Source organism: Rhizobium moroccans (genome assembly GCF_057559155.1).
Map to the genome: position 1 here is coordinate 82,621 of NZ_JBHFJG010000019.1, position 25,782 is coordinate 108,402.

Below are 25,782 nucleotides of genomic sequence, written 5' to 3' on the forward strand. Positions count from 1 at the left end.
TTCCGCCCTCACCTCTTGCCGCCGAAGCGGAAATTGGTGGTGAAGATCTTGGTGTTGAGCCAGATCGCCACGAGGATGATCGCGCCGGTTACGATCTGCGTGAAGAAGGGCGAGATATGCATCAGGATCAGCCCATTGCCGATGACCGCGATGGTCAGTGTGCCGAGCACGGTCCCGAGAATGCTGCCCCGGCCTCCCATCAGCGACGTACCGCCGAGCACAACCGCCGCGATGACCTGTAGTTCGAAGCCAACGGCTGCGTTGGACGAGCCGGAGCCGAGGCGTGCCGCGATCAGCAGACCGGCCAGGGCACAGGCAATGCCGGACACCATATAGACCGACGCGACGATCCACTTGGCCGGCATGCCGACGCGGCGGGCAGCCTCAAGGTTAGAACCGACGGCCACGACCTGACGGCCGTATTTCGTATAGGCGATGACCACGTAACCGATCGCCGCCACGAGCACTGCAATTACCGCCGGAACCGGAAGCCCGAGAAGTTCGCCGCGGCCGAGCCAGAAAAACCCCGGCACGTCGTTGATCGGGATCGAATAACCCTGTGTCAGCCAGAGCGCGAAACCACGCAGGATCGACAGACCTGCAAGTGTCACGATGAAGGCCGGGATGCCCTGATAGGCGACAAACCACCCTTGCGCGATGCCCATGAGTGCGCCGAAGGCGATCATGCCGATTACCACAGTCGGCCAGGGATAGCCCATGGCGAGGATAATTGCGGCGACCGCATTGACCAGCGCCACCTGCGAGCCGACCGAAAGGTCGATGCCACCGGTGATGATGACGAACGTCATCGCCACTGCCACGACAAGGATCGGGGCGGCCTGGCGCAGCACGTTGAGAATGTTGCCCAGGGTCAGGAACGTGTCTGTGGTGGCGGAGAAGAACACGAGGCAGGCGAGGAAGAACGCCGTGATCGACAGGACCTGCGCATGTTCGGAAAGGAAGTCGGCGACCGGGGAGCCGGCCGCGCGTTCGGTATAGGCGCTCAATGTCTGCCTCCGACGATAAGCTGCACGAGGTCCTGCAGGTCGGTTTTGCCGATATCGCGCTCGGCAACCTTGGTGCCTTCATACATGACGGCGATGCGGTCGCAGACGCGGAAGAGATCCTGCAGGCGATGGGTAATCAGGATGACAGAGACGCCCTTTGCCTTGACCCGATTGATCAGGTTGAGCACGGCTTCCACCTCGGCAACTGCCAGAGCAGACGTCGGCTCGTCCATGATCAGGACCTTCGGATTGAAGGAGGCGGCACGCGCGATCGCGATCGCCTGACGCTGGCCACCCGAGAGCTTTTCCACCTTGGCGCCGAGGCGTGGGATGCGGATTTCAAGCGCATCCAGCATGGCTCGAGCTTCGGTCACCATGCGCGGACGATCGAGGAACGGTCCCCTGGTCAATTCACGGCCGAGGAAAAGATTGCCGACCACATCGACATGGTCGCACAGGCTCAGGTCCTGAAACACCATCTCTATATTGCGCTCACGGGCATCGGCTGGTCCACCCAACCGAACCTCATGTCCATCGATCGAGATCGTGCCGTCATCGGGAATATAGGTACCGGAAATGATCTTGGTGAGCGTCGACTTGCCGGCTGCATTGTCACCCACCAGCCCCAGGCATTCACCCGGATAGATGTCGAGGTCGACGCCGCGCAGTGCCTGATGCGAACCGAAACTCTTGCGAATGCCCTTCAATGAAATTCTGGGCTGGCGAATGTCGCTCTCGCCGGACTGCCGGGGGAGAGTTTCTCCTCCCCCGGCCCCTGCGACAGCGGTTGGGAGCTGTCGGTCAGAGATCATTTGAATACGGCCCGGTAGGGTTCGACATTCTCCTTGGTTACGATGGTGATCGGCACGGAGATCGTCTTTTCGACGCTACCGCCGTCCGAGATCTTCTTCAACGCGTCGACTGCGGCCGCACCCATGGCGGCCGGATCCTGCTGGATGACGGCTGTGACGTAACCGGCGTCGATGCCGGCAATGGCCTGCGCCGTGAGGTCCCAGCCGAAGACCTTGATGTCGGACTGCTTGCCCTGGCTTTCGACAGCGGCGATCGCACCCATCAGCGCCGGTTCGCCGGTGGCGTAGACTGCGGTCATGTCAGGGTTACCGGTGATCAGGTTTTCGGCGGCCGCGAGTGCGTTGTCCTGGATGTTCTGGCCATCGACGACGCCCGCGGTCTCGACACCCTCGGCGCCCTTGACGGTCTTCTCGAAACCTTCCTGGCGGACGTTTTGGATGAAGGAGTTCAAGGCTCCGACGACGCCGTACTTCACCTTACCGCCCATATCGCTCTTCACGTAATCTAGGAAAAACTTGCCCATGTCGGCGCCGGCCTTGGCGTTATCGACGCCGATCTGCGCCTTCTGTGGGCCTTCCGGCAGGATGGCATCGATCGCGACAACCGGAATCCCGGCGGCTGCTGCCTGCTGCACGGCCGGCATGATGCCGTTGACGTCGATCGCCACAACGGCGAGGCCGTCGACCTTCTGCTGGATATAGGTTTCGATCGCGCTGTTCTGCGCGGCCGGATCGTTGTTGGCGTTGAAGATGACCAGTTTGGCGCCGGCCGCGTCAGCCGCCTTCTGGGCTCCCTCGTTCATCTGGTTGAAGAACAGCGCCTGCTGGTTGATCTGGACAAGAGCGAAAGTCTTTTCAGCGGCCTGGGCCATGGCTCCGAGGGACATGCCGGCAAAGGCAGTCGCGGCCAGGGCAGTCAACATCCTGCGTGTGAGAATAGTCATGTGTTCGTCCTCTGGTTTGGTTCATGGTCGTTGCTTTTTTATTTTCGACGGCGGTGCAACGGAGTTCCGCACGACGATTTCGACCGGCAGCAGTTCCTCGGTCCTGAGGCTTTCGGTTTCCTGCCAGTTTGTTTCCAGAAGCAGCGCCAGGCCGCGTTCGCCGAGCGCCCGCACGGGCTGACGTATCGCGGTCAGAGGCGGTGCGAAAAGATGCAGCGGCCCGACGTCGTCAAAGCCGATGACGGAGACTTCATCGGGAATGGAGACGCCCTCGGCCAGCAGCACTTCGATCAGCCCGATCGCGATCTCGTCCGAACTGGCGAAGATCGCCGTCGCCTGCTTGCCTTCATCGAGAAAGCGCCGCGCAGCCTCGCGGCCGAACTCCACCGTAAAACTGCCTTCGTAGCGGATGATCTGAAACGGCTCCCCCCGTTCCTTAAGTGCGCGCTCCAATCCCTGGGATCGACGGCGGGTGCTGATCATCTCCTGCGGACCGCCGATATAAAGGACACGCCGATGCCCGTGATCGACAAGATGCCGACCTGCGAGATAGCCGCCCTGCTCATTGTCGGAAAAAAGCTTTGGAACCATCGCATGCGGCACGTCTTCATCAACAATGACAACCTTGCCCGTCTGGTTGATCAACGCGGCCAGTTCCCCGTCATCGGGATGGTTGGTGATAAAGATCAGCCCGTCGACATGGTTGCGGGCAAGTGCGGTCACATAGGAAATCTCACGCCCGGGTCGGTTGAGGGTGACGTGGAGCGAGAGCGCAAGGCCGCGCTTGTCCGCCTCTTCCTCCACCGCCGATACGAGCGTGGCGAAGAACGGATTGCCGATATCGGGCACGACGAGCCCGATTGTGTCTGAGCGTCCGCGACTCAGGCTGCGAGCATGCGGGTTCGGCTCGTATTTGAGATCCTGGATGGCCTTGACGATACGCTGCTTGGTTTCGGCGGGCAATTGCAGCGAGCCGTTGAGAAGGCGCGACACGGTCGCCACTGAAACGCCAGCCGCATCGGCGACATCCTTCAGGCTTGTGGCACGCTTGCTAGACATGATGTCCCTGTGGCAGTCGCAGTTGAGTAAAGCGATTTACTAAACCGCTTTACAATGCCACGTCGGCGGAACGTGTCAAGCGTTTAGGAGATCAACACCTGTTTTGAGGTCGTGCAAGCCGACCATCGGCATGTTGCACCGGAAATGGCCAGGTGCTTCCGGCTGCTTCACCGCTTCTGGAGGCGAGTGCATAGTAGGCGAGGAGGCGACTGTGCTCGGATACGGCTAAGGTGCGCGATGCGCCGGCTGCCTGATTGGCGGGCACGGCGATGCAGCTAGTAATCCAGTTCGGCAACGCCAGAATTAAACCTTGCCGGTTCGAGGTGGTCGGCAAGCGCGTTGAGGGTCACGCCTCGTTCCACAGCGCTTTGGCCGTCATGGTGCGTTTCAGGCGCTTATAGGCTGCGTGGGCGCATCATTACCGGCGTTGCCGCTCTGCCGTTTGCGAAAAATCACCTCCAGCCTGTAGCTCATTATGGAGAACGCTACATCTCGGCACAACCACGGTTCTCAACGAATTCTGGCCGCGTCCCGTTCGGTCGCCTGAGGTGCGTGGTCGAGCAGAAATTGCAAATAAATCGAGTATAAGCTCCCTCCCAACGCACCCAAGAATCACTATGTGAGAACGCCCAGACTTCCCATCTCGCTACGGCCACAGGCGGCAGCCGGAAGAGAAGCAATCAAATGAAGGTCAACCCGGAGAGCTTCGAGCATGTCGCAGCAGCCCAAAGACGCAAGAATTCTCATGTACAGCCATGATACCTTCGGTCTTGGCCATCTTCGCCGGTGCAGGACGATCGCGCATGCATTGGTCGACGGCTTTGATGAGGCAAACGTGTTGATCATGTCGGGAGCTACCATTGCAGGCGCCTTCGATTATCGGGCGCGGGTTGATTTCGTCAAAATCCCGAGTGTCATCAAATTGCGGAACGGCGACTATACGTCCATGAACGGGGACGTGTCCTTTCAGGACACGCTGAAGATGCGCGAATCGATCATTCGGCATACCGCTGAAACCTTTGAGCCGGATATTTTCATCGTCGACAAGGAACCATTGGGGTTGCGGCGCGAGGTGGAAGACACGCTCATCTATCTAAAGACGCGCGGCACGCGCCTTGTGCTTGGCCTGCGCGACGTCATGGACGCACCCCACCTTCTTAAATCCGAGTGGGAGCGCAACGACGTCATTCGCAAGGTCGATCAGCTCTATGACGAGATCTGGGTCTACGGGCCACCCGACTTTTACGATCCGCTGATCGGTCTTGACGTGCCTTCCACATTACGAGCGAAAATGAGCTTCGTGGGCTTCCTACAAAGGCAGGCTTCAAAAGAACCCCGGGCAGACATCCGGGAACGGGATGACTATGTTCTCGTCACAACGGGGGGCGGAGGCGACGGCAGCGAGCTCATCCGTGACATCATCAATGCCTACCAGGCCGACCCGGCATTGACCCAGCGAGCGCTCGTCGTGCTTGGACCATACATGCCCTCTGATCAGAGGCAACACTTCCGGCAGGAGGGTGAGCAAATCCCATGGCTGGAGATCATCGAGTTCGACAATCGCATGGAAGACCTGATCGCAGGGGCAAGAGCAGTGGTGGCGATGGGTGGCTACAATACCTATTGCGAGATCCTGTCTTTCGATAAACCGGCGCTGATTATTCCACGGACACTGCCGCGCAAAGAACAACTAATCCGTGCCATGCGCGCAAGTGAGCTCGGCTTGATCGACATGCTGCATCCCGATCACGCGATAGACGGGGTGCGCTTGGCTGACTCGCTCAAGAAACTCCTCGAGCGGGCCCCTCCCTCCGTCACTGCCCCCGATATGCGGCTTGATGGGCTGTCGAACATCTGCGATATCGTCGATCGCAGCCTCAGCCGAATTCACGGTGACCACCTTTCGATCGTCAAAGGTGGCCTGTCCCATTCCTGAATGGCTGCCGGCCAAGCGTCATCCACGCATTGCAAGAAGTTGCCGAACGGTGGCGGCGGTCTGTCGCGCGCCATTCAGTTTCAACGAAATGCTGTTTGCCGGTTCGAGCGCGAGGGCATTTTCAATCGCTGCGGCAAGCTTGGTTGGGGTTAACTCATCCTCGCCAACGGTTGAAACCAATCCCAGCCGCGTCAGCTTTTCTGCGCGCACGGTCTGCTCGGTTTCGCCTGCGGCTGAGAAAGGAACTAGGACTGCACGACACTTGGCTTGAAGAATATCGCAGACAGTATTGTAGCCAGCCTGTGAGATCGACAGCTTTGCATTCCCCAGCAGGCGAGCGAAATCCCGCCGGAAGCGCACGATTTCGACCTCGGCGGCCGTTGACCCGCTGATCCGAGAAAACTCGTCGGGCTCCAGGTTGGGGCCGGTAATGACGCACCACCGGCCGAGCGGAGGTAGCTCGGCATGGGCCCCAATCGCCGTCTCGATTAAAGCTCCGCCGACCGCGCCGCCGCCTGCTGAAACGATTACGTCGAATTTAGCATCCGTATCGGACTTTGATCGAGGAGGAGCAGGCGCGACAAGCCCGGTGTAGACGAGCTTGTCGGCAATCTGAGCAGCTGGGGGAAATGTCTCCTCCAGGCGCACAAAGTTTGGATCGCCATGAACCAGAACCCGGTCGAAATGCTCCCTTACGAGCGCAATCGTTTCCTCGTCACGACCAGCCTTGCGATTTTGCTGCAATATATCTCGTACGGAGCTCAGGACCAGCGGACGCCATTCGCTCCGTTTTATTTCGTCAAGCAGAGGAAGGAGCTCGAAACGGAGTTGTCGGCGACCGAAGGGAAAGGCTTCGAGAATGACCACATCGGGCCGCTGCGCACGGTAGGCTGTGATAAGCTGGTCACGCCGAAGTGCTTCTGCGGCTTCGGTCACCGGATTGCCGTCAGCATCCTTCAGCTTCGTAAAACTGTCGCCGGCTGCTATCGCCGGCTGCAACTGGATATGTTCGACGCCCGGTGCAGGAAATCCTTCGAGCGGCAGGCCGCCAGTCACCATGTTCACTGCGAACCCGTCCTCGACCAAGGCAGCTGCAATGCGGCTGGCGCGCGCCAGATGTCCAATCCCAAGAAGATGCTGGACGTAGAAAAAGACCTTGGGCATGACGGCGCCTGATGTTTGGAGTAGTTCGGTTCAGGTGTTGAGCAGGGCAGTTAGCTGATGAATACTGTGTCGATGGTCGAATTCACCCCGCACCTTTGCCTCTGCCGTCTCCCCGATCGCCTTTCGCTGGAGCGGGTTGCAAATAGCAGCCTCAAGAGCTCGAGCAAAGGCGGCAGGGTCGTCCGGCTGCACGAGATAGCCATTCTGCCCATCACGAAAGACTTCGGTTATGCCGGAGACTGAGGTCGTGACACAGGCGAGCGATTGGCTGGCCGCTTCGATCAGCACGTTCGGCAGTCCGTCCCGATCGCCGTTATCACTCACGCGGCACGCCAAGGCGAACACATCAGCCGCGCGGTATTGATTGAGAACCTCCTGCTGGGCAAGGGCCCCGTGCCATCGGATGCAATCCGTAATACCCAGTTGTTCAGCCAGCGCCTTGAGATTAGCCAGTTCGCTTCCGCCGCCTATGTGCTCGAGCCGCCAATGGATGTGGGCGGGCAAAATCGCCAGCGCCTTCAAAAGCACATCGAACCCTTTTTTGTCGACGGCACGTCCGACACTCAGTACGATCACAGGATCGGTGGCATCTCTTCCGTCGCGCAGGGGGCGTCCACCTTTAAATGGCGGAAACCGATCCAGGTCAAGGCCGTGATAACTCAGATGGACGTTGCCTCGATCGCGCGACAGATCGCGAAGATGTTCGAAACCGGCTCGGGTACAGGTGACCGTCCACTCGCTGTCGGCAAGCTTGTCGCGCAGCTCCCATTTCGCCGTGGTCCAAATGTCCTTTGCATGTGCCGAAACGCTCCAAGGCAAACCAAGGAGTTTGCTTGTATAGCGCCCGACCGCAGCTGGCGTGTGGATGAAATGAACATGCAGCCAATCCGCTTGATCGGGCCATTCCGCTGCAAGAACTGCGGCCTGGCCGAAACGGCGGAAACGATTAGGCGAAAAATCACGCACCAGATCCCGAAGGAAATTCGCGCACGTCCGCAAGAAACCACGCTTGCAGGATACCTTCACAAGCGATCGCAGCACCCGCAACGGCTCATCACGCAGATACTCCGGCAGATAGAGAACTGGCGCCTGGATCTCGTCATGAATGGGGTGGCGTTTTTTGTCTGTCGGATGGCGCATTGATACGAGCACGAGTTCGAAGCCAGCTCTCTCCAGACCAAGCAGCTCCTGGGCTATAAACGTTTCCGATAGTCGAGGGTAACCCTTCAGCAGGACCACAAGTTTTCGCTGCTTCTGCACGCTAGAAATTTCCCGGGGGTCAAAGTGCCCGAATGATTAAACGTAACCTGCCTATGAGACAGGACCGACAAAGGAGTAATGTCGAAGGCGAAGATTTGCAAGTTGTCCGCAGGTTTCAGTTCTCGTCGAACTGTGTTGAGCACGCTGCCGAAGTACGGGAAATCTACGGCGCCGCAAGCTACCGATAAGGGTCCGCTGCGTCTCGCAACCCATCTCCTAGGAAGTTGAATGCCAAAATGACAACGATAACCGGCACGACCGGAATGAGCAGCCATGGATAAAGCACCAGTACGTTCACCGTGCGCGCTTCGGCCAACAGCACTCCCCAACTGGTAATCGGGGGCCGCAATCCCAGCCCAAGGAAGCTGAGCGTCGTCTCGCCCAGGATCATCCCGGGAATAGTCAAGGTTGCGCTGGCGATCAGGTGTGACATGAAGCCAGGAATCAAATGGCGACCAATGATCCGCCAATGCCCTGCGCCCATAAGCTGTGCCGCCAAAACATAATCCTCCTCCCGCAATGCGAGAAGTTTTGAGCGTACCGCGCGCGCAAGACCGGTCCAGTCGAGCATCGCGAGAATAAAGGTGATCGCCAGGTAGATGGCGATCGGGTTCCAGTCGGCGGGCATGATCGCGGCAAGCGCCAGCCAGAGAGGAATGCTCGGGATGGATTGCAGCACCTCAATGATACGCTGGACGATCAAGTCGACGACCCCTCCGTAATACCCGGCCAGGCCCCCGATAACGATGCCGAGCACGAAGCTGGTGATAATGCCGAAGAGGCCGATGGTGAGCGAGATTCGCGCACCATATGCGATGCGGGAAAATACATCGCGTCCGAGACGATCCGTGCCGAACAGGAATAGATTTCCATCCTTCGCGGGACAGATCAGATGCACGTCGCCTTCGACGAGACCGAACCATCTATAATCGTCACCACGGCAGAAGAAACGAAGGGGCTGGATGTCATTCTTATTGGGCGTGTAGGCCCTTCGTAGCGTCTTCATGTCGAGGGTCATCTGATGACCATAGACAAAGGGACCTACAAACCGCCAATTCTCGTCGAACAATCTCACTCGCTGGGGCGGAGCATAGATATTGTCCATGTTCCTGGTGTGAAGATTGTACGGCGCGAGAAACTCTACGAAGATAATTGACACATAGGCTACGAGCAGGATGATCGCCGACAACAATGCAAGTCGGTGGCGCCGAAATTTCCAGAACATGAGTTCCAGCTGCGATGACCGTCCGAAAGCCTTTTTCTTGTTCTTGACCGCGTCGTCGGCATATGGATCAAAAGGAGCGCTGGACACATAGTGCGGAAGCGGTTCACCATCTCTCGGAAGTGATGTCGTCATTTCATTCGTCCACCTTGAAGACGGATCCTCGGGTCGAAAAGTGCAAGCGCGATATCGGAAACCAGGACGCCGATTACGGTGAGAAACGCAAGAAACATCAGAAACGAGCCTGCTAAATACATATCCTGGCTTTGCAAGGCCTTAATCAGCAGCGGCCCGGTCGTTTCCAGCGACAGCACGACTGCGGTGATCTCCGCGCCGGATATGATCGTTGGCAATATCGAGCCAATGTCCGAGATAAAAAAGTTAAGAGACATGCGCAGCGGGTACTTCACGAGTACACGAAACGGGTGAAGCCCCCTCGCGCGGGCGGTCACGACATACTGCTTGCGCAGTTCATCGAGCAAATTCGCCCGAAGCCGCCGGACCATGCCCGCTGTTCCCGCGGTACCGATGATAATGGCGGGAATCCAGAGATGTTCCAGGATTGATGAAGCCTTCGCCCAACTCATAGGCTGGCCCAGATATTCCGGATCCATCAGATGTCCAATGGAGGTGCCAAACCAAACATTGGCGAAATACATCAGGATCAGCGCGAGCACGAAGTTGGGGACGGCAAGACCGAGCAGTCCCAACAGGGTCAATCCGTAGTCGCCCCAGCTATATTGATGGGTGGCCGAGTAGATCCCAATCGGGAATGCTATCAACCAGGTAAGCGCTACGGTAACTGTTGAGACGACAATGGTCAGCCAAAGTCGGTCACCGACGACATCGCTCACCGGCATCCTGTATTCGAAGGAATAGCCGAAATCACCCACAAGCATGCCGCTCACCCACCTCAGGTAGCGGATGGGGGCAGGCTTATCGAAACCGTAGCGTGCGCGTAACTCTTCTATTTCCTGCATCTCGGCATTTTCGCCGATGGCCCGCATTTCTGCGACATAGCTTTCGAAATAATCGCCCGGGGGCAATTCGATGATGGAAAAGACGAGGATAGAAATCAAAATCAGGGTGGGGATCATTATGGCGATCCGCCATAGAATATAGCGGATCATCAATTACTCTCCTCCAACCAGAACGTATCGGGAAGATAGACACCGAGATAGGACGTGGGATCGAAACCGAAAAGTCCATCGACGGGTATATTGCGTAGACGTGAACTGGAGACGATCGGAACCAAGGCGGCATTGACGATGCCGATCGTGAACACCTGGTCGGTATAGACCTCCAACATTCGGTGCCAAATCGCCTCTTGTTCGGCGATAGTGGCAGCTCGGCGCCACGCTTTGAAAAGCCGAAGCAGATCGATGGCCTCTTTCATATCCGGGGCGTGACCATCACTTCCGCCAGAAAGATGGTGCAATCCCCAGACGGGCCATTGATACTGGTCGTCCGAGGTCGGCGCCAGTTCGCGCGGCGACATTTCGGCGGTGGGAATGCCATTGTCCAGGCCCTGGAAGACCGACATGATCGTATCACCGCCCATGATCCGCTTGCGGAAGATCTCGCGTTGAGAGATGCGCGTGAACAGCTTGATGCCGATTTGCGCCCAGTGATCCGTCACCAGCTCCAGCACATCGGACTCAAACGTATTCTCGCCGGCAGATTCCACAATGATTGTCGCCGGCCTACCGTCCGGCAGCAGGCGTATGCCGCCTGGCTTTTCCCTTTTCAGACCTGCTTCATCCAGAAGCCGGTTTGCTTCCTCCGGGGCGTGGGATGCCCAGGCGCGGGCATAGCTTGCCTTGAAAAGCGGACTTTCTGCTAGAATCGAATTGGAACTTTCCCGCGCCAGGCCATAGAATACGGCCTTGTTTATCTCCGTCCGGTCGATCCCAAGCGACAGCGCGCGCCTGACCCTTACATCCCACAGCAGCCTTCTCCAGACGGTATCGCTGCAATTGAGGTTGGGAAACAAGGCAATCCGCGAACCCTGGCTCCTCCTCCATAGATTGACCTTGATCGGTAACCGGTCCTCAGCACTTTTCAGGAATGTGTAATCGGAAAAATCGATACCGGAAATCTGAAGGTCGCTTTCTCCGGCTCCGGTCTTCGCAGCGATGATGTCACTCGAGCTGCTGTTGAGTAAAATCTTGTCGATATACGGGAGTTGAACGGCCCTTTCATCGACGCGGTGGAAATGTGGATTGCGCTTGAAAACAAACTGGGAGGCCGGGGGCGCCGTCGTATTGACCCATGGGTCGAGCGTGGGAAGCTCCGGATTTTCGGGCCTTGAGGTACGCGACATTTTGAGTTGCAGATCCGTCCAATCCTCCACCCGGTATTTTTTGCACAGCGTGGCGAGGGTGTCTGCATCCTGATAGCGGCTGTGGAATTGCTTCAGATAAGCTGCAGGCATCGCCAGCTTAAGCGGCACGGGTGACGCAATGCGCGCAAGCAGGTCGGGATTGGACGCGTGCCAGCTGTATCGTACCGTCCATTTGTCTAAAATCTCGAATTGGGGCTCCCGATCGTCCACGCGGAGTTCGATCGGAATGCCGCCTCGATGAAGTTCGCGGTTCTGGTAGATATCTTCCCAGCAATAGCGAAAATCTTCGGTAGTGAACTCACTGCCGTCGGACCAGCGATGGCCCTTCCGAATGCGAAAGGTGAAGATGCGGTCTTCGAAGGTATCGAAGCTTTCAAGAATATCGGGTTGCAGATTGAGATCTGTATCGTAACCGATGAGGCGGGCATACCCGATGATTGGCATAAACCGAATGTCTCGCTGCCCGCCGATCAGCATTCGTATAGTACCGCCACGTCGTCCCGGCATGCGCCCCATGCCAGAAAGAGAGATGACCCTCGGCTGCTCCGGAGGTCCAAAAGCAACTTTGCTTTTGTGATCCGCCGCCCAACCGAGCCGCACCGGCGCGGCCATTGAGGCCAAAAGTGCCAGCAAACTGCGCCGCCCGATCATGGTCTTAATTCCCGCGCATCGACGGTTTCACGAGCCAAAACGAGGTGACCGTTTCCGAGATCGGCATACGCCAAGGCGTTTTGATCGTTCCCTTGCAAGAACTGCCGGCCCCAGTCGCCGGTCTCTCCCGTAGCCCTTGCGAGACTTGTAAAGTCCAATGGCCGGTCCAGATCGGGCACGGGGATGGCCGCGATCAGCTTGCGGGTATAGGGATGGACGGGATTCTTCAGGATTATCTCGCATGGACCGATTTCCACAATCCGGGCCGCATGCATAACCGCCACCCGATCCGCCATGTAATTCACCACTGCAAGATTATGGGAGACGAACAGGTAGGTGAGGTCCAGGTCGTTCTTGAGGTCCTTCATGAGGTTGAGTATCTGTGCTTGCACCGACACATCGAGCGCCGAGACCGGTTCGTCGCAAATCAAAAGCTCAGGTCCGAGGGCCAGGGCACGGGCAATGCCGATGCGCTGGCGCTGACCGCCGGAAAAGCTATGCGGGTAACGGGTAAGTGCGCCATCATCCAGCCCCATCGCCCGGATGAGACGCAGCACGGTATCAAGCCGTTCACGGCGGTTGCCGCGATCATGGATATCGAGGCCTTCGCCAACAATATTGCGAACGGTCATGCGTGGCGAAAGGGAAGATACCGGGTCCTGGAAGACCATTTGGATCTTCTGGCGCACGATGTCCAATTCGCTGCCGCTGGCGTTCAGCACGTCTATCTGCTTGGAATGATCATGGAAGATGACCGATCCGCTGTCGGACGATACACCCCGCATCAGGATCTTGCTGAGTGTGGTTTTGCCGCTACCGCTTTCTCCCACGAGTCCAAGACTTTCGCCACGGCGTATGTCAAAGCTGACGTCACTGACCGCGCGGATTTTGTCCTTGCCACTATCGCCAAGGAACCCGGACTTTCTGGTCGTGAAGGTCTTGCTGACATTGCGTACGGACAGGATGACATCTGTCTCCCCCCGACTACCTGACGGGCCTCGTCCTAAAAGCTTGGAGCTGTCAACGGTGATCTCACGCAAGGGCTTCAGTCTATCCCCAGGTCGCATGTCGAAATGAGGAACGGCAGCCATCAATCCTCGAGGATAAGGATGTATGGTGCGGCGAAATATATCGTCGACTGTTCCAGACTCCATGATCGTCCCACGATAGGCCACGACCACCTCATCTGCGAGGTTGGTCACGATACCGAGGTCGTGGGTAATCAGGAGCATCGCCATGTGAAAGCGCTCCTGAAGTTCACGTAGCAATTTCAGGATCTGTGCCTGGATTGTCACATCAAGTGCTGTGGTCGGCTCATCGGCAATTAGGAGTGCAGGCCGACAGATCAATGCGCTGGCAATCATGGCTCGTTGCCGCATCCCGCCCGAAAGTTCAAACGGATACATTCGGCGCACCTTGGCCGGGTCCTTGAACCCAACCAGCGACAGCATTTCGTCTATGCGTTCAATCTGCTCGCTGGCTGGGGAGGCATCGTGGATGCGCAGTGCTTCTGCGATTTGGTTGCCGACCGTGTGAAGCGGCGAAAATGATGTCATCGGCTCCTGGAAGATCATACCGATCCGGTTGCCGCGTATATGTCTGATTTGACGCCCGTCGCGTGGCAGGCTGAGCAGGTCGACAGGGGCCTCTCCCGAGACAGGATCATTGAAGAGAATACGACCGGCAATTGAGGCGATGGGGCTTTCCAGTCCCACGATCGTACGACCAATGACCGACTTGCCGGATCCGGATTCGCCTACCAGCGCCGTCACTTTGCCTGGGCGAATCCGCATGCTGAGATTTTTGACCGCATCAATCCGGTCTTTGAAGACCGGGAAACTGACACTTAGATTTTCTATCCTCAACAGGTCAGGCTTGGTCTTCATGCGCCCAACTCCGGCGATATCTGCCTTACATGCTGTAATGGTTGGTCCGATACGTGCAAACTGGTCACCACCTGAAGCACCCTGCTGTCTGAATTTGAGAGAAACTCGGCATCCGAAACATGCCATCACGAAAGCAAGAAGGCAGGGGCTTTGATATTGTATAGGAAGCATCGTAGCGCGTAATCAAAGCCAGCGTCCATGCATAAAACGAGTTTTTCAGGGGCTCCTTATGAAAACCAGAGAATATTTTAAAGAACAGTTGAGACAAGCCGAAGCGCTGATCGCTGCCAAGCGCTTTGATGATGCGCGCGCCATTCTCGAGCCTTTGGCCGGTGATGCGGATGCCCTTGTGACACTCGGTAGCGAGACGTCGCTCGGTCTGCCCCGGCGAATACATTCTTCTCTTCTCAAACTCGCCAAAGCAGAATCCGATCCGATCCGACGGGTTGGGCTCCAATATCACCTCGTCCCCTCCCCTGAGGTCATCACTCGCCATCTGACCTGCGGACCTGAATTGCAAAATGCTATGGCCCGCGCAGCAATCGAAGCCGTTCCGCGCACTATCCACCAGGTCTGGATCGGGGCAAGGCCGGTTCCGGTCACTGTCGATGCCTGGCGGCGACATGCCGAGGGGAACGGCTATCGTTACATGCTGTGGCGGGAAGCCGAACTGAAGAGTATCGGAGTTTATGACAATGCAGTCTTCGTAGACATGCTGGCGGCAGGAGATTATCCAGGAGCAGTGGATGTCGCTCGCTATGTCATTCTCCATGAGCAAGGTGGAATTTACCTGGACTGCGACTGGTACCCCGTCCATACCGGGGTCAGCTTCCATAACCTTCTGCCGATGATAGGCCTTCACGCGATCGCCGAAGCCATTCCACGCAATACCGCAGCAGGCAGTATATTGCTCGCTAATTCATTCATCGCCGCTCCATCAAAGCACCCCGTGTTCCAAATGATGCTTGCCGCCTTGCCTGGTTTGCGCCATCAGTTGCCGAGCGCTCCAGCATGGTGGGTCACCGGTCCGCTGCTTTTTACAGTTACCGCACGGGCCTCCACACTGTGTCTTGCACCGGCAGATTTTGTCGCGGCGAATGCGTCCTCCGATGCGGTTTTGAACGAGGTCAAGGCACTCGCTGCTGCCCTGGAGAAAAACGCATCGGGCCTACTTATAGCTTGGAAGCCTTGGTGACGGGTGCTTGGGGGTCGCCCGAAGCACATCCTCGCTTCGCATCCAGCGACAGCCGGGATGATCCGCTGTGTGCTCAAACAAGGTTCCAAGAAAGCTCCAGGCAGCCGCGTCATGCACCAGATGGTGCGTCAGGATGCCGACAGTCTCGAGCGGATCGCTCGAAATCTCCTCGACGCGGCGCGCGATTTCGACAAACAGCGTATCTGCCGGCCGGCCCCCACGCGTAACCTTCCAATCTATAATATCGACATGCGTGTTTAACAGCGGAACTGGTGTGAAGCGCTTTTCTTCGCCGAACACGGACAACGCCTGGAAACCCAAGGAAGGCAGGCTCGGCACAAGGGCAGGATCTATACGGTTCCAGGGAGGGACCAGCATCGCCACGGTGCGGGAGCCGAACATCGACTGAACCCGCTTCAGTGCAGCCTCGAGTTCCCCCAAAATCTCCGCCTTTGGCCTATGCAAGCCAAGCTCTTGTTTTTTCTCTCCCGACGGCGCGTGGTTTCGATGCCGCCACCCATGCACCGCAACATTGACAAGCGGCGCCTCTTCCAATCGCGCAGCGATCGCGTTCGTTGCGTCAGCGGGAACAACGGCAAGGGTCAGCGGCACACCGGTGCGCTGCGCCATGTTCAATAGCGTTTCCAACTGAACAGTGGGTTCGATGGCATCGTCGTCGCGAAGCCAGAAAGTGACTTGCCGACCGCTTTCCGTGGCGCGATCAAGCGTTGCTCTCAATAGATCGAGGCTCACGGGACAACTCCGATGCAACGTGCCAATATCTCGTCCAGGTGACACGCGGCCTGTTCAATAGACCGTTCAGCCCTCGCGAACCGGCGCGCCTCGGCGGCCATCCGCATACGGATGGTTTCTGAGTCCAGCAATTGCGAGATCGCCGCGGCATAGGCCATGGTATCTCCCGGTGCGGTCAAATAGCCGGTGTATTTGTCCCTGACGACTTCGGGAACGCCAGCCACATGTTCTGCAACAACCGGCAAACCCGCTGCTTGGGCTTCGAGATAGGCAAGTCCGTAAGCCTCCCCATGGCCGGGCCACACATAAATTGACGCGCTCGAGAGAAGCTCCGCAATCTCCCCGGTGGATTTCCGACCATGCCAGCGGATCCGATCCGGCGGAAGCTGGCTGAACATAAACTCAACCTCATGACGTGCCGGGCCGTCGCCAATGACATCAAGCGTCCATTCCTTGTGCAAGAGAAGTCCAAGGCCTTGTGCTAGAGCCCGATAGCTGTTGAGCTTGTCGCCGGAGCGCATCATGGCGACGGTAACGAGACTATTGGGTTTCGGTGCCGGCGGGCGCAAAAGGAACGGGGCCGGATCGATAAAGGCGGGCAGGCGTTGGAAGCGGGCTCCTGGCACGACAGCGCGCAGTCCCTGTTCGTCACGCGCGGTAAAACAGATGTTGACCGCCGCCATCGCAACAGCATCGAGTACCGCAGCCTGGCTGGTTTGCCAAAGTTCTTGATTGCGCCGGGCAGAGTAGGACGCCTCCGCCGTGACATAGACCAGCCCGAACGCGCGGCTCAGCATTGGCCCGAGCAAGTCAGGAGCTTTGTAATAGGGGTGATAGCTAAACCAAAGGTCGGGCGCGCCACCATTTTGCCATAACTGGGTCAGGCGCTCTATCTCGTCCTGTGCCCGGCTCCGGCGCCTGTCCATTTCAATGGGATCCTGCTCGGGCAGGAAGGCGCGGAGATCGGATGCTACGCGGACATCGTGACCGAGGAGACCAAGGCACCGAATAATCAGCTGCGCCATCAGGCGATCGCCAGAGGGAACCGGGTGGTTCGGAGATTTCATCGGAGAATAGAACGCGATTTTCATGCTGAGTTAATGACGCTTGCGTGATCACGCTCTTGTATTCGCATAGATAGTACCGAAGTGAAGTCGGCCGGCGCCCGGCCAATCCGCACCACACTTGACACATCATCTCTTGTCACTCAACTGTCTTCGCCTTTTGATCCTGTTCGTTGGAACCATCCGGAATGCCCCATACGTCCGTATCGTCAGAGCTGCTTGCCTCCATACATAACAAAACAGCCAAAGCCGCAGTCATTGGTCTCGGGTATGTGGGTCTGCCGTTGGCGATGGCGATCGCTCGGGCGGGATTCAAGGTCATGGGTTTCGATGTCGATCCGACCAAGATAACCGCCATCGAAGGAAACCGCAGCTACGTCGAGGCCGTTTCGGACGATACATTGGCGCGAGAGCGTGCCGCCGACCGCTTTTCTGCCACCTGTGACTTCGACAGGCTCGGCGAGTGCGACATCATCGCAATCTGCGTTCCCACTCCTTTGACGGCCAATCGTGATCCCGATCTATCATTCGTGGAAAAGACGGCACGATCCATCGCGGCGACGCTGCGCTCCGGCCAACTCGTTGTGCTGGAGTCGACAACATATCCGGGCACAACTGACCAGATCGTCAAACCGATCCTGGAAGCCACCGGCTTGAGAAGCGGTGTTGAAGTCTTTCTCGGTTATTCACCGGAACGCGAGGACCCCGGAAATCGCAACTTCGCAACCTCAACGATACCCAAGGTCGTTTCCGGTGACGGGGAGATAGCACGTGAACTGATGGTTGCCTTCTACGGTTCGATCATCAGTTCCGTCGTCCCAGTAGCCGATAATGCCACAGCGGAAGCTGTGAAGTTAACGGAGAACATCTTCCGCGCCGTAAACATCGCACTCGTCAACGAATTGAAGCTCGTCTACGACGCCATGGGCATCGATGTTTGGGAAGTCATCGATGCCGCCAAGACCAAGCCTTTCGGCTTCATGCCCTTCTATCCAGGGCCCGGACTGGGTGGCCATTGCATTCCGATCGATCCCTTTTATCTTACCTGGAAATCGCGCGAATTCGATCAGCCGACTCGCTTCATCGAACTGGCGGGCGAGATCAACACCGCCATGCCGCGACACATCGTAAGCAAGCTTGCAGAAGCTTTAGATGTCCATCGCGGTATGGCCCTCAGCAGATCAAATGTGCTGATCGTCGGGCTCGCCTATAAAAAGAACGTGCCCGATATCCGCGAAAGCCCGTCGTTGCGCCTGATCGAGCTTATCGAGGCTCGCGGCGGCAGGACCAGCTATTACGACCCCTATGTACACGAGATACCCCCGACCCGGGAACATGCCGATCTGCGAGGTCGCAGGTCCATCAATTGGAACGAAGAAACCATCGCTGGTTTTGATGCCGTGCTGATCGCTACGGACCATGACTGCATCGACTATGTTTCGCTGGAGAAGTGGTCGCCGCTGATCATCGACACCCGAAACGTCTTTGCACGCCGCGGGCTTGTTTCCGACGTCGTCGTCAAAGCCTGATCATAGTCAACTTGAGGATAAACGATGAGCCGATTGGATACGTTCATCGCGCGAATGACCGCGCAACGGGATCTGCTGAACCATATTCATGCGAACAATATGGTTCCAGCAGAGGGGGCAATACTCGAAATTGGTCTGGGCAACGGACGGACCTACAGTCATCTCCAACAGTTGTTTCCCGACCGCAGGATCATAGCCTTCGACCGCCGAGTTGCGGCGCATCGCACGAGACTACCCGAAACTGAGAACCTCGTTGTGGGCGAGATAGAGGAGACTGGGCTACAATTCGCAGGATGCAATGCGGCACTGGTGCATGCCGACATAGGGACCGGTTACCCCGAACAGGACGCCCTAATCTTGAGGTGGCTGCCTGAAATGATCGTGGGCATGCTGAGACTGGATGGCATTGCTGTGAGTGGACTATCCCTAAACCATCCCAGGCTCGTGGCCTTGCCGGAACTTCCGACAATGAGCGCCGGCAGCTACCGGTATTATCGCCGCGTTTGATGAGTGGGGACGCACCGCAATTCGCCACCATGCCGGTAAATAATCAACACCGTCGGAGTAACATCCGGTTGCCGCAGACGTGATTTGTGGCTTCCGGTCAGACGAGCTAGTTTACGGTTGTTGTCGCGGAAGGCTTATAGGCTTTTACCGTATCGAGTTCACTCGTGGCGTTCCTCAACCGTTCAGCCAGTGTACGGGTAAGCCGCAATGTCATATCAGGGCAGTCGTGGATAACCCTGGAAAAACTGTCCTTGTTGATTCTGAGCGCATCAACGTGGGTAACTGCCTTGACCGTGTTGGTGCGTTCACCGTCGCACAGCAGGGAAACCTCGCCGATTACGGACATTTCTCCGTTTTCGCCGATTTTCATGGGGCCGGACGGCGTCTCAAGTATCGTTTCGACGACCCCGGTCAATATAACGTAGGCGGAATCGCCGCTGTCACCCTGCCTGAACAGTTTCTGGCCGGGCTCATAACTGACCCGTTCCGACGCAAACGCCAACAACTTGAGCTTGCAGCCGTCCATTTCCGCGAAATACGGCAACTTCCTCAGCAGTTGAACTTCATCACAAAGCAACATCGTCGCCACCACTCAGATGCTTTTGCTCGGCTTCAGGCTACCAGCGTACCAAAGATATCGCTTTCTTCCCGAAGTGTCTTGTAAAGACCATCCTCCACAATTTCGCCATTGTCAAACATAACTACACGCTCGAACAAGCGAGAGAGCGAAATGTTCGATAAAACCCACAGGATGGTGGGATTATTGTCCTGCTGGCGCAGATAGGTCAGAACATCCGTCACGATTTCCTCCTGGAGCCGCCGTTCCAAGCCCGGGAGAGCCTTGTTGAATACATAGTAATCGGAGCGGCGAATAATCGCCCGCGCAAGGTTGAGCTTCTGACGCTGGAGAAGCGTCAATCGCCGGCCACCCGCACCGATGTCGAAATCGAGACCTACGCGCAAAAGCTGCTGATAAAAGCCTCGCTCACGGGAAATCTGTGCCGCCAATGCGCGAATTTCAGCCGGCGCTTCAGCACTGCGGTGGGGAATTTTGCCGAACAAGATGTTCTCTCGCAATGTGGCAAAGGACATGTACCGATCGGGATCATAGCGCTTGACGCTGGCCTGAAGTTCGGCAGGCAGCTCTCCGTAGAAGAGTTGCCTGTTTTCCACGATCTTATCCTGCAGTTCACGGTGAAGGACACCGAGGCGATAACGGGGTTCTATATATGCTAGGGTGAGGCGGATGATCGAACGTTGCTCCTCTTCTTCGAGCGAGTAAGCGCGCCTGGTCCCAAGCTTCTTCAAGATCTGCTGATATTCAACGACCGCTTCCGCGGTCAGGAACGGAACCTGATGGAAGAATGGGTGATCGGGCGCAAGTCCTGCGAAGATTTCGACGAACTGATTGGCAATCGCTAGGCCCGTGTCGAGGAAGGCGCGATGCAGCCCAACGCGCTGAAGCGCCTTGTAGAAATCATCGCTTTCAAAAAGACTGCCCATCGAGTGCATCGGCTGCAATGTTTTGCCGAAAAGGAGGTTCTCGCCGACAGTTGCTTCAGCGTTATAGGCGTCCGGCTTAAACGGGATGATCAGCGAAGTCCGCCCCAAACGCCTCACTTCCTCATGGAGCGCGTGGCGCATCGTCACCACGTCCTGGGCCAGTTTGGGATTTTGCTCCTCATCGAAGGAGGAATGCAGGGCAAACTCCAGAATGTCTTCGGTAAGCTTCACCGTATCAAGGGCCGCGAGCAAGGAAGCCTTGATATCGCTTTGGCCGTGGTTGGGAGTTGAGATCATCCGGTCATCAACCCAGTTTGCTCGCACGTCGAAGTCCGGGTTGGACGCCATTCGAGCTTCGCGGATCTCCCAACGGCGCTCCCTTGCCTCAGGGCCTGTGTATTTCGCCGTCTCAACCGGCGCATGTTTCAAGCCGTAAAGGAGGTTGTCCTTCACACTGCCATGGAAAAAGTAGCTATCCGAAGGGGCGTAAGACACATAACGACCCGAAATCGCCTCAGGCAGGTCCAAAATGCTGCGATCGCCCAATTGAACTTTACCGCCGGCGGGCCAGACCTGACGTCCAAAGGTTTCAGCAAGTGCTTCTGCCCCACGACCACGATGATCCACCAGGGCCACAGTTTCCCCGGGATTGAACTTAATTGACGCCCCCGAGAGTACTTTGGCGCCGCTTTCATCCTCAACCATGAGATTGACGGTCGACAGTTGCGAGCCTTCATAGGACTGCACGCCTGGCGCAATTGCCTGAATCTCGGGGTGGGCTAGGTCTTCAACCTCGAAGTAGTCCCGAACCTGCTCATATTTGACCTGCACATCCTGGCGCGCCTGGTCCCAATCAATCAGCTCTTTGAGCGGCCCGGGAAGATCCTTGTATGCATTGATCACCGCAACGAGCTGACCGACGTCAAGTGTTCCTCTCAAGGCCAGATATCCTCCGACCAGATAGAACAGGAACGGCGTTACCTGCGCGAGAAAGTTGTTGAGAAATTTAACGAGAAACTTCCATTGGTAGAGATCGTACCGGATCTTGAAAATAATGCCCAGACGGTGGGCAATATCCGCCCGCTCATAGTTGGATGTATCGTAGGCATGAACAGTGCCAATGCCGTCGACTATTTCGCTGACTTTGCCGGCCAGGTGCCTCGCGGTGATCTGACGCTGCCGGCCGAGCTCTATCAGGCGACGGCGCATTCTCGGAATGATGATGACCTGCACGGCAACCATTGCAGCGGCGATCATTCCCAGCCAGAAGTTCTGTACCATGATGAAGATCATGGCGACCGCAGCCTGGCCGCCGAGCATGGCCGGCTGCACGAAGGCGTCACCGGTGAAGCCGCCGAAGGGCTCGACTTCGTCTTTTATCATGCTTGCAACTTCCGCGCCGTGAACGCTTTTCATCCGACGAGGCGGAAACCGGAGAACACGGTCGAACAGTTCAAATCGGATGCGGCGCAAAAGCCGTTCGCCTAGGCGGCCCTTGTACGTGTTGATGTAGTACTTGAACCCGTTATTGATGATCACGAGCAGCAGGAACACGCAGCTGAGCGCGACCAGCGTTTGCACGCGCGCGAGGTCGAAACCCTCAAACGAATAAAGACGACCTATCCAGGGGAGATCGATGCTGAATTCCATAAATGGCTGTTTGGAGGTTGCCTCTTCGAAGCCGCTACCCTGGACCGGGCCGTTGATGATGTGTTTTGGCAAATCAAGGGACAGGAAGTAAGGGATCATGGAACCCAGCACCACCAGCAATACCCAGATCTGCTGGCGGCGCGTGTGGTTCCAGATATAGCGTAAAAGTTTTTTTTCCATTTGATTTGTCTGCCTTAAGACAGCTTGAGCCGCCCGGAACTGAGATTCGCCGCCTTCATATAGTTTACTAAAAGGCTCAATCGAACGGTGCTGAGGAAAAAAACACACGTTGAAGATATCACAAGCGCTGAAATGGAAGTGATTGCCCAACATTGCTACGCTCGTTACCTCCTTAGTCGTCCGGGATAAGGACGCATATGCAGCTTTACAGAGATCTGGGGGACACAGCGCGACGAGTGCGAAATCCTTCTTGCCGGGAGGTCAGCCAAGCCGCCAGTGGCGTTGCTTAACCATGCGCGTGAACTTTTCTTCCATTCGCGCGTTGTCGCTCCACATAAACGCGTGCATATTGCGTTGGCTGCAGCCCTTGCGGGCAGCGCGTGAAAGGGAAGATAACAATGAGGAAGTTGTCGATCGTTGCCTTGGCTATCGTCACGGCGTTGTCGGGAATAGCACCTGCGCATGGCTTTTCCACCGGTGTACCGGCACAGACCGTCACCACACAAAAGAACGTTCATCTCGTTCAGGACCGGGGCCCGAGCATACCCGAGCTAAGGAGAGTTCTGCGAGATAGGGAGGATAGAAGAGATCGGCGCGAGTGGCGACGGGACGACCGTCGTGAATGGCGACGGGATGACCGTCGCGAATGGAGGCGAGACTGGCGCGGAGATAGGCGAGACCGCTATGGCTGGTACAATGGCCATCGTGGGTATCGGGATTGGCGCCGCGGCTATCGCCGTCATCGCGATGGCTGGTGGTATCCCCTCGCCGCATTCGGCGCAGGAGCGGTGATCGGTGGTGCAATCGCCAGCCAACCTCGAGTGGTAACCGGCCTGCCGGCACGTCATGTCGATTGGTGCTCTGCCCGATATCGTACCTACCGGGTTTCCGACAACACCTATGTGCCGCGAGCGGGTGTCAGAGCCGAGTGCAGATCACCATATTATTGACTCCTGATCGCGAACCAGAAACATGAACCCGTCGCGCTCAGGCGGGTTCATTGGTCGTAAGCAGGCGCGACACTGGAAGTACGCCGAAACGACCCGCGCGACAGCTTGCAATTTCAGCCATGAATGGGCTCGATCAGCCGCCATGTCAGCTGGCACGAGGGCGGGCTTTTCAGGCCAAGCACAAGTCTCGTTGCCAGGCGTGGATGCCATTACGCGGGAAAGCACATAATCCGCCGATGCTGCAAGCACCGGCCGGCATGGTGATCCTGCATCAATTGGCCCAAGGCCACCAGTTCGATATGAGCAGATCAGCCAATGACACGCCAACCGCTGCCAAACTTCTCCACCGCCACGCGGTGCTGATGACCGATGGGCGATTCCAACACGACTTCTCCTTCGGAGAATGCTCTTCGGAGAACTTCAGAATTTCCCTGGATTCGCGTTGGAGCGACTTTTTTCATGCCCATGAAGATTTCGAAAGTGATGGCGGCTTCGACCTGATGGCGAGTGCCATCCCGTAATATCAGGGTCCAGATCGGCAGGGGTTTTTTGCGTTTAACCATCTACTATAGGATGACAAGGGATATAGTTGGCGGGATGAGAAAAAAGGCCCGCCGAAGCGGGCCGAGTCGATCCTATCTCATATACCACAAACGCTTCCGCCAACTGAAAGTTCCCCTGCATGCCTCCTCCGGCCATTTGGTCGTCGCCTGTTGCTTTGCACTGAGATCTGCCCCGGGTTGAGGTGAACCCTCAGGCCGACCTCGCGAATTCATGAGCCTTCTCCGTTTGAGGCCAGGAGAGCGTATCATTTTTTGCGGAAGCGATCGAAGGGGCCGAAGAGGGTCCATAATAGGCGCTCAGAGCGCTAGGAACATCGACGACCGATCTCATCGCCTCGGCTGTCATACCCGCCCAGGACAGATGTTCGAGACTCGATTTCCACGGAATCCTGTCAGCGTGTATGAGCGAACTCAGGGGGTGGGCCACTATCATCACACGATCGGCAGCGGTCTACACATGGCGCTGCGGATGCGCTGCTCGGTGCCGGCTTCGAGTGCGGCGGCCCGGTCGTCGAAGATCATCAAGGCGGGCCTGAGCATCACCGCGCGGAAAGCTGTTCTCCGTGTACCATATCCATGTATCCAAGGGAATCGTCTCCACTTAGTAGATTGCTTCCTTAGATAAACCTCAGCGTATGCCATGTAAGGCACGTTCCTAGCTTAGCCGAAGGTAGCAGGCAGGAATGCTTCGCGGCCAGAGTACGCCTCTTGGTGCGAAGCAATGGTTTGCCTTCGTTCGGTATTGACAACATGTTGATTCATTGTTCTGCCGACTGTCGAACTCGATAAACATAAGGTTTCGATCTTTATCTTAACACGTGCAACATAGGGTGGATTTTGAACGAGTGACTAAGTGTCAAATGAACAAGTTGCGGGTCGGCAAACAAGCCCACGAGGAGGCCGCCTCTCTTTGACTGGAGGTCAAAATGAACATCAAGAGCCTTCTTCTCGGCTCCGCTGCTGCCCTCGCAGCAGTATCTGGCGCCCAGGCGGCCGACGCGATCGTGGCCGCTGAGCCCGAGCCGATGGAATACGTTCGCGTCTGCGACGCGTTCGGTACTGGCTACTTCTACATCCCGGGTACGGAAACCTGCCTCAAGATCAGCGGTTATGTCCGTGTGCAGGTCGATGGCCGCAGCGATTTCGATATCGATGGCGTGGAACTGCAGGACGGCGGTTACCGCACCAACACGCGTGCTCAGCTTCGCTTCCAGGCGAAGAGCGACACCGAGTTTGGTGAGCTGCACTCTCAGATCACGCTGCGCGCCAACAGCAACAGCGATGACGACTACTACCTCGAAGAGAGCTTCATCCAGCTCGGCGGTCTGCAGGTCGGTTACTTCTACAACTACTTCGATATCGGTCTGCCGGGTGAAACCGTTCTCTCCGACGGCGGTCCGATTGCTGGCGCTGACTACATCGGTGGCGACACCCTGAACAACTCGATCCGCTACACCTTTGCAACCGAGGCATTCCAGGCTTACATCCAGGGTGACGCTTTCAACTCGCAGGCTGGTTGGAAGACCGACGAAGCCGGTAACGACGACGAACTCGGCGTCAACGGCCTGATCGGCGGCACGTTCGGCGGCGTATCCGCTAACCT

Annotated in this window: 21 protein-coding genes; 7 read left to right on the plus strand and 14 right to left on the minus strand. The window is 57.1% G+C overall.

The genetic code is table 11. The features are described from left to right. Positions 1 to 8: 8 nt before the first annotated feature. The 4 genes from ACE04I_RS12520 to ACE04I_RS12535 are packed head-to-tail and all read right to left on the minus strand — an operon-like array spanning position 9 to position 3,822. Positions 9 to 1,007, minus strand: coding sequence for an ABC transporter permease (locus ACE04I_RS12520; protein WP_046797076.1), 999 nt, complete (start codon positions 1,005 to 1,007; stop codon positions 9 to 11). After that, positions 1,004 to 1,819 carry an ATP-binding cassette domain-containing protein gene (locus ACE04I_RS12525; RefSeq protein ID WP_487207148.1) on the minus strand — a complete coding sequence of 272 codons (816 nt, stop codon included), beginning with the start codon at positions 1,817 to 1,819 and terminating at the stop codon, positions 1,004 to 1,006. Before ACE04I_RS12525 ends, ACE04I_RS12520 begins: the two co-directional genes overlap by 4 nt. Further along, on the minus strand, positions 1,816 to 2,763 hold the full coding sequence (locus ACE04I_RS12530) for a substrate-binding domain-containing protein (protein WP_487207149.1): 948 nt from the start codon (positions 2,761 to 2,763) through the stop codon (positions 1,816 to 1,818). The genes ACE04I_RS12525 and ACE04I_RS12530 overlap by 4 nt, the downstream gene beginning before the upstream one ends. A gap of 21 nt (positions 2,764 to 2,784) precedes the next feature. Further along, positions 2,785 to 3,822 carry a LacI family DNA-binding transcriptional regulator gene (locus tag ACE04I_RS12535; protein WP_046797079.1) on the minus strand — a complete coding sequence of 346 codons (1,038 nt, stop codon included), beginning with the start codon at positions 3,820 to 3,822 and terminating at the stop codon, positions 2,785 to 2,787. A gap of 712 nt (positions 3,823 to 4,534) precedes the next feature. Between ACE04I_RS12535 and ACE04I_RS12540 the strand changes: the two genes are divergently transcribed. Beyond that, the gene (locus ACE04I_RS12540; protein ID WP_046797080.1) at positions 4,535 to 5,758 is read left to right on the plus strand and encodes a glycosyltransferase family protein; all 1,224 of its coding nucleotides are present in this window, start codon (positions 4,535 to 4,537) and stop codon (positions 5,756 to 5,758) included. Positions 5,759 to 5,776: 18 nt separating this feature from the next. Here the strand turns inward: ACE04I_RS12540 and ACE04I_RS12545 are convergent, their stop codons facing one another. The 6 genes from ACE04I_RS12545 to ACE04I_RS12570 form a co-directional block, all read right to left on the minus strand. Continuing rightward, positions 5,777 to 6,922 carry a glycosyltransferase family protein gene (locus ACE04I_RS12545; RefSeq protein ID WP_487207150.1) on the minus strand — a complete coding sequence of 382 codons (1,146 nt, stop codon included), beginning with the start codon at positions 6,920 to 6,922 and terminating at the stop codon, positions 5,777 to 5,779. Positions 6,923 to 6,952: 30 nt separating this feature from the next. Then, entirely contained in the window at positions 6,953 to 8,182 is a 1,230-nt protein-coding gene (locus ACE04I_RS12550) for a glycosyltransferase (protein WP_082118508.1), read from the minus strand. A gap of 178 nt (positions 8,183 to 8,360) precedes the next feature. Continuing rightward, positions 8,361 to 9,539, minus strand: a complete 1,179-nt coding sequence (locus tag ACE04I_RS12555; RefSeq protein WP_046797084.1) for an ABC transporter permease — start codon at positions 9,537 to 9,539, stop codon at positions 8,361 to 8,363. Further along, positions 9,536 to 10,534 (minus strand): ABC transporter permease, encoded by a 999-nt coding sequence (locus ACE04I_RS12560; RefSeq protein WP_487207151.1) that lies wholly within the window; start codon positions 10,532 to 10,534, stop codon positions 9,536 to 9,538. Before ACE04I_RS12560 ends, ACE04I_RS12555 begins: the two co-directional genes overlap by 4 nt. Beyond that, entirely contained in the window at positions 10,534 to 12,399 is a 1,866-nt protein-coding gene (locus ACE04I_RS12565; protein ID WP_487207152.1) for an ABC transporter substrate-binding protein, read from the minus strand. Before ACE04I_RS12565 ends, ACE04I_RS12560 begins: the two co-directional genes overlap by 1 nt. Then, positions 12,396 to 14,285, minus strand: coding sequence for a dipeptide ABC transporter ATP-binding protein (locus tag ACE04I_RS12570; RefSeq protein ID WP_046797087.1), 1,890 nt, complete (start codon positions 14,283 to 14,285; stop codon positions 12,396 to 12,398). Before ACE04I_RS12570 ends, ACE04I_RS12565 begins: the two co-directional genes overlap by 4 nt. A gap of 229 nt (positions 14,286 to 14,514) precedes the next feature. Here ACE04I_RS12570 and ACE04I_RS12575 point away from each other — a divergent pair, with 229 nt between their 5' ends. Then, positions 14,515 to 15,480, plus strand: coding sequence for a glycosyltransferase family 32 protein (locus ACE04I_RS12575; RefSeq protein WP_487207153.1), 966 nt, complete (start codon positions 14,515 to 14,517; stop codon positions 15,478 to 15,480). On the opposite strand, the gene ACE04I_RS12580 is transcribed toward ACE04I_RS12575, so the two are convergent. Both ACE04I_RS12580 and ACE04I_RS12585 read right to left on the minus strand, forming a co-directional pair. Beyond that, positions 15,454 to 16,233 carry a polysaccharide deacetylase family protein gene (locus ACE04I_RS12580; RefSeq protein ID WP_046797089.1) on the minus strand — a complete coding sequence of 260 codons (780 nt, stop codon included), beginning with the start codon at positions 16,231 to 16,233 and terminating at the stop codon, positions 15,454 to 15,456. The two genes, ACE04I_RS12575 and ACE04I_RS12580, sit on opposite strands and share 27 nt — an antisense overlap. Next, entirely contained in the window at positions 16,230 to 17,324 is a 1,095-nt protein-coding gene (locus ACE04I_RS12585; protein WP_046797090.1) for a glycosyltransferase family 4 protein, read from the minus strand. Before ACE04I_RS12585 ends, ACE04I_RS12580 begins: the two co-directional genes overlap by 4 nt. Before the next feature lie 161 nt (positions 17,325 to 17,485). Here ACE04I_RS12585 and ACE04I_RS12590 point away from each other — a divergent pair, with 161 nt between their 5' ends. After that, positions 17,486 to 18,826 carry a nucleotide sugar dehydrogenase gene (locus ACE04I_RS12590; protein ID WP_046797091.1) on the plus strand — a complete coding sequence of 447 codons (1,341 nt, stop codon included), beginning with the start codon at positions 17,486 to 17,488 and terminating at the stop codon, positions 18,824 to 18,826. 24 nt (positions 18,827 to 18,850) lie between these two features. Beyond that, positions 18,851 to 19,333 carry a class I SAM-dependent methyltransferase gene (locus ACE04I_RS12595; RefSeq protein WP_487207154.1) on the plus strand — a complete coding sequence of 161 codons (483 nt, stop codon included), beginning with the start codon at positions 18,851 to 18,853 and terminating at the stop codon, positions 19,331 to 19,333. A 106-nt stretch (positions 19,334 to 19,439) separates the two neighbouring features. Here the strand turns inward: ACE04I_RS12595 and ACE04I_RS12600 are convergent, their stop codons facing one another. Both ACE04I_RS12600 and ACE04I_RS12605 read right to left on the minus strand, forming a co-directional pair. Beyond that, positions 19,440 to 19,925 (minus strand): cyclic nucleotide-binding domain-containing protein, encoded by a 486-nt coding sequence (locus tag ACE04I_RS12600; protein ID WP_348625791.1) that lies wholly within the window; start codon positions 19,923 to 19,925, stop codon positions 19,440 to 19,442. Positions 19,926 to 19,945: 20 nt separating this feature from the next. Further along, positions 19,946 to 22,666 (minus strand): ABC transporter transmembrane domain-containing protein, encoded by a 2,721-nt coding sequence (locus ACE04I_RS12605; protein ID WP_046797094.1) that lies wholly within the window; start codon positions 22,664 to 22,666, stop codon positions 19,946 to 19,948. An 821-nt stretch (positions 22,667 to 23,487) separates the two neighbouring features. On the opposite strand from ACE04I_RS12605, the gene ACE04I_RS12610 reads away from it, so the two are divergent. The 3 genes from ACE04I_RS12610 to ACE04I_RS12620 form a co-directional block, all read left to right on the plus strand. After that, complete coding sequence (locus ACE04I_RS12610; RefSeq protein ID WP_487207157.1) at positions 23,488 to 23,616, plus strand: BA14K family protein; 129 nt, start codon at positions 23,488 to 23,490, stop codon at positions 23,614 to 23,616. Between the two features lie 119 nt (positions 23,617 to 23,735). After that, the gene (locus tag ACE04I_RS12615; protein ID WP_137326680.1) at positions 23,736 to 24,137 is read left to right on the plus strand and encodes a hypothetical protein; all 402 of its coding nucleotides are present in this window, start codon (positions 23,736 to 23,738) and stop codon (positions 24,135 to 24,137) included. 968 nt (positions 24,138 to 25,105) lie between these two features. Then, positions 25,106 to 25,782: porin (locus tag ACE04I_RS12620; protein WP_487207155.1), on the plus strand; the 677-nt coding region annotated here is incomplete at its 3' end.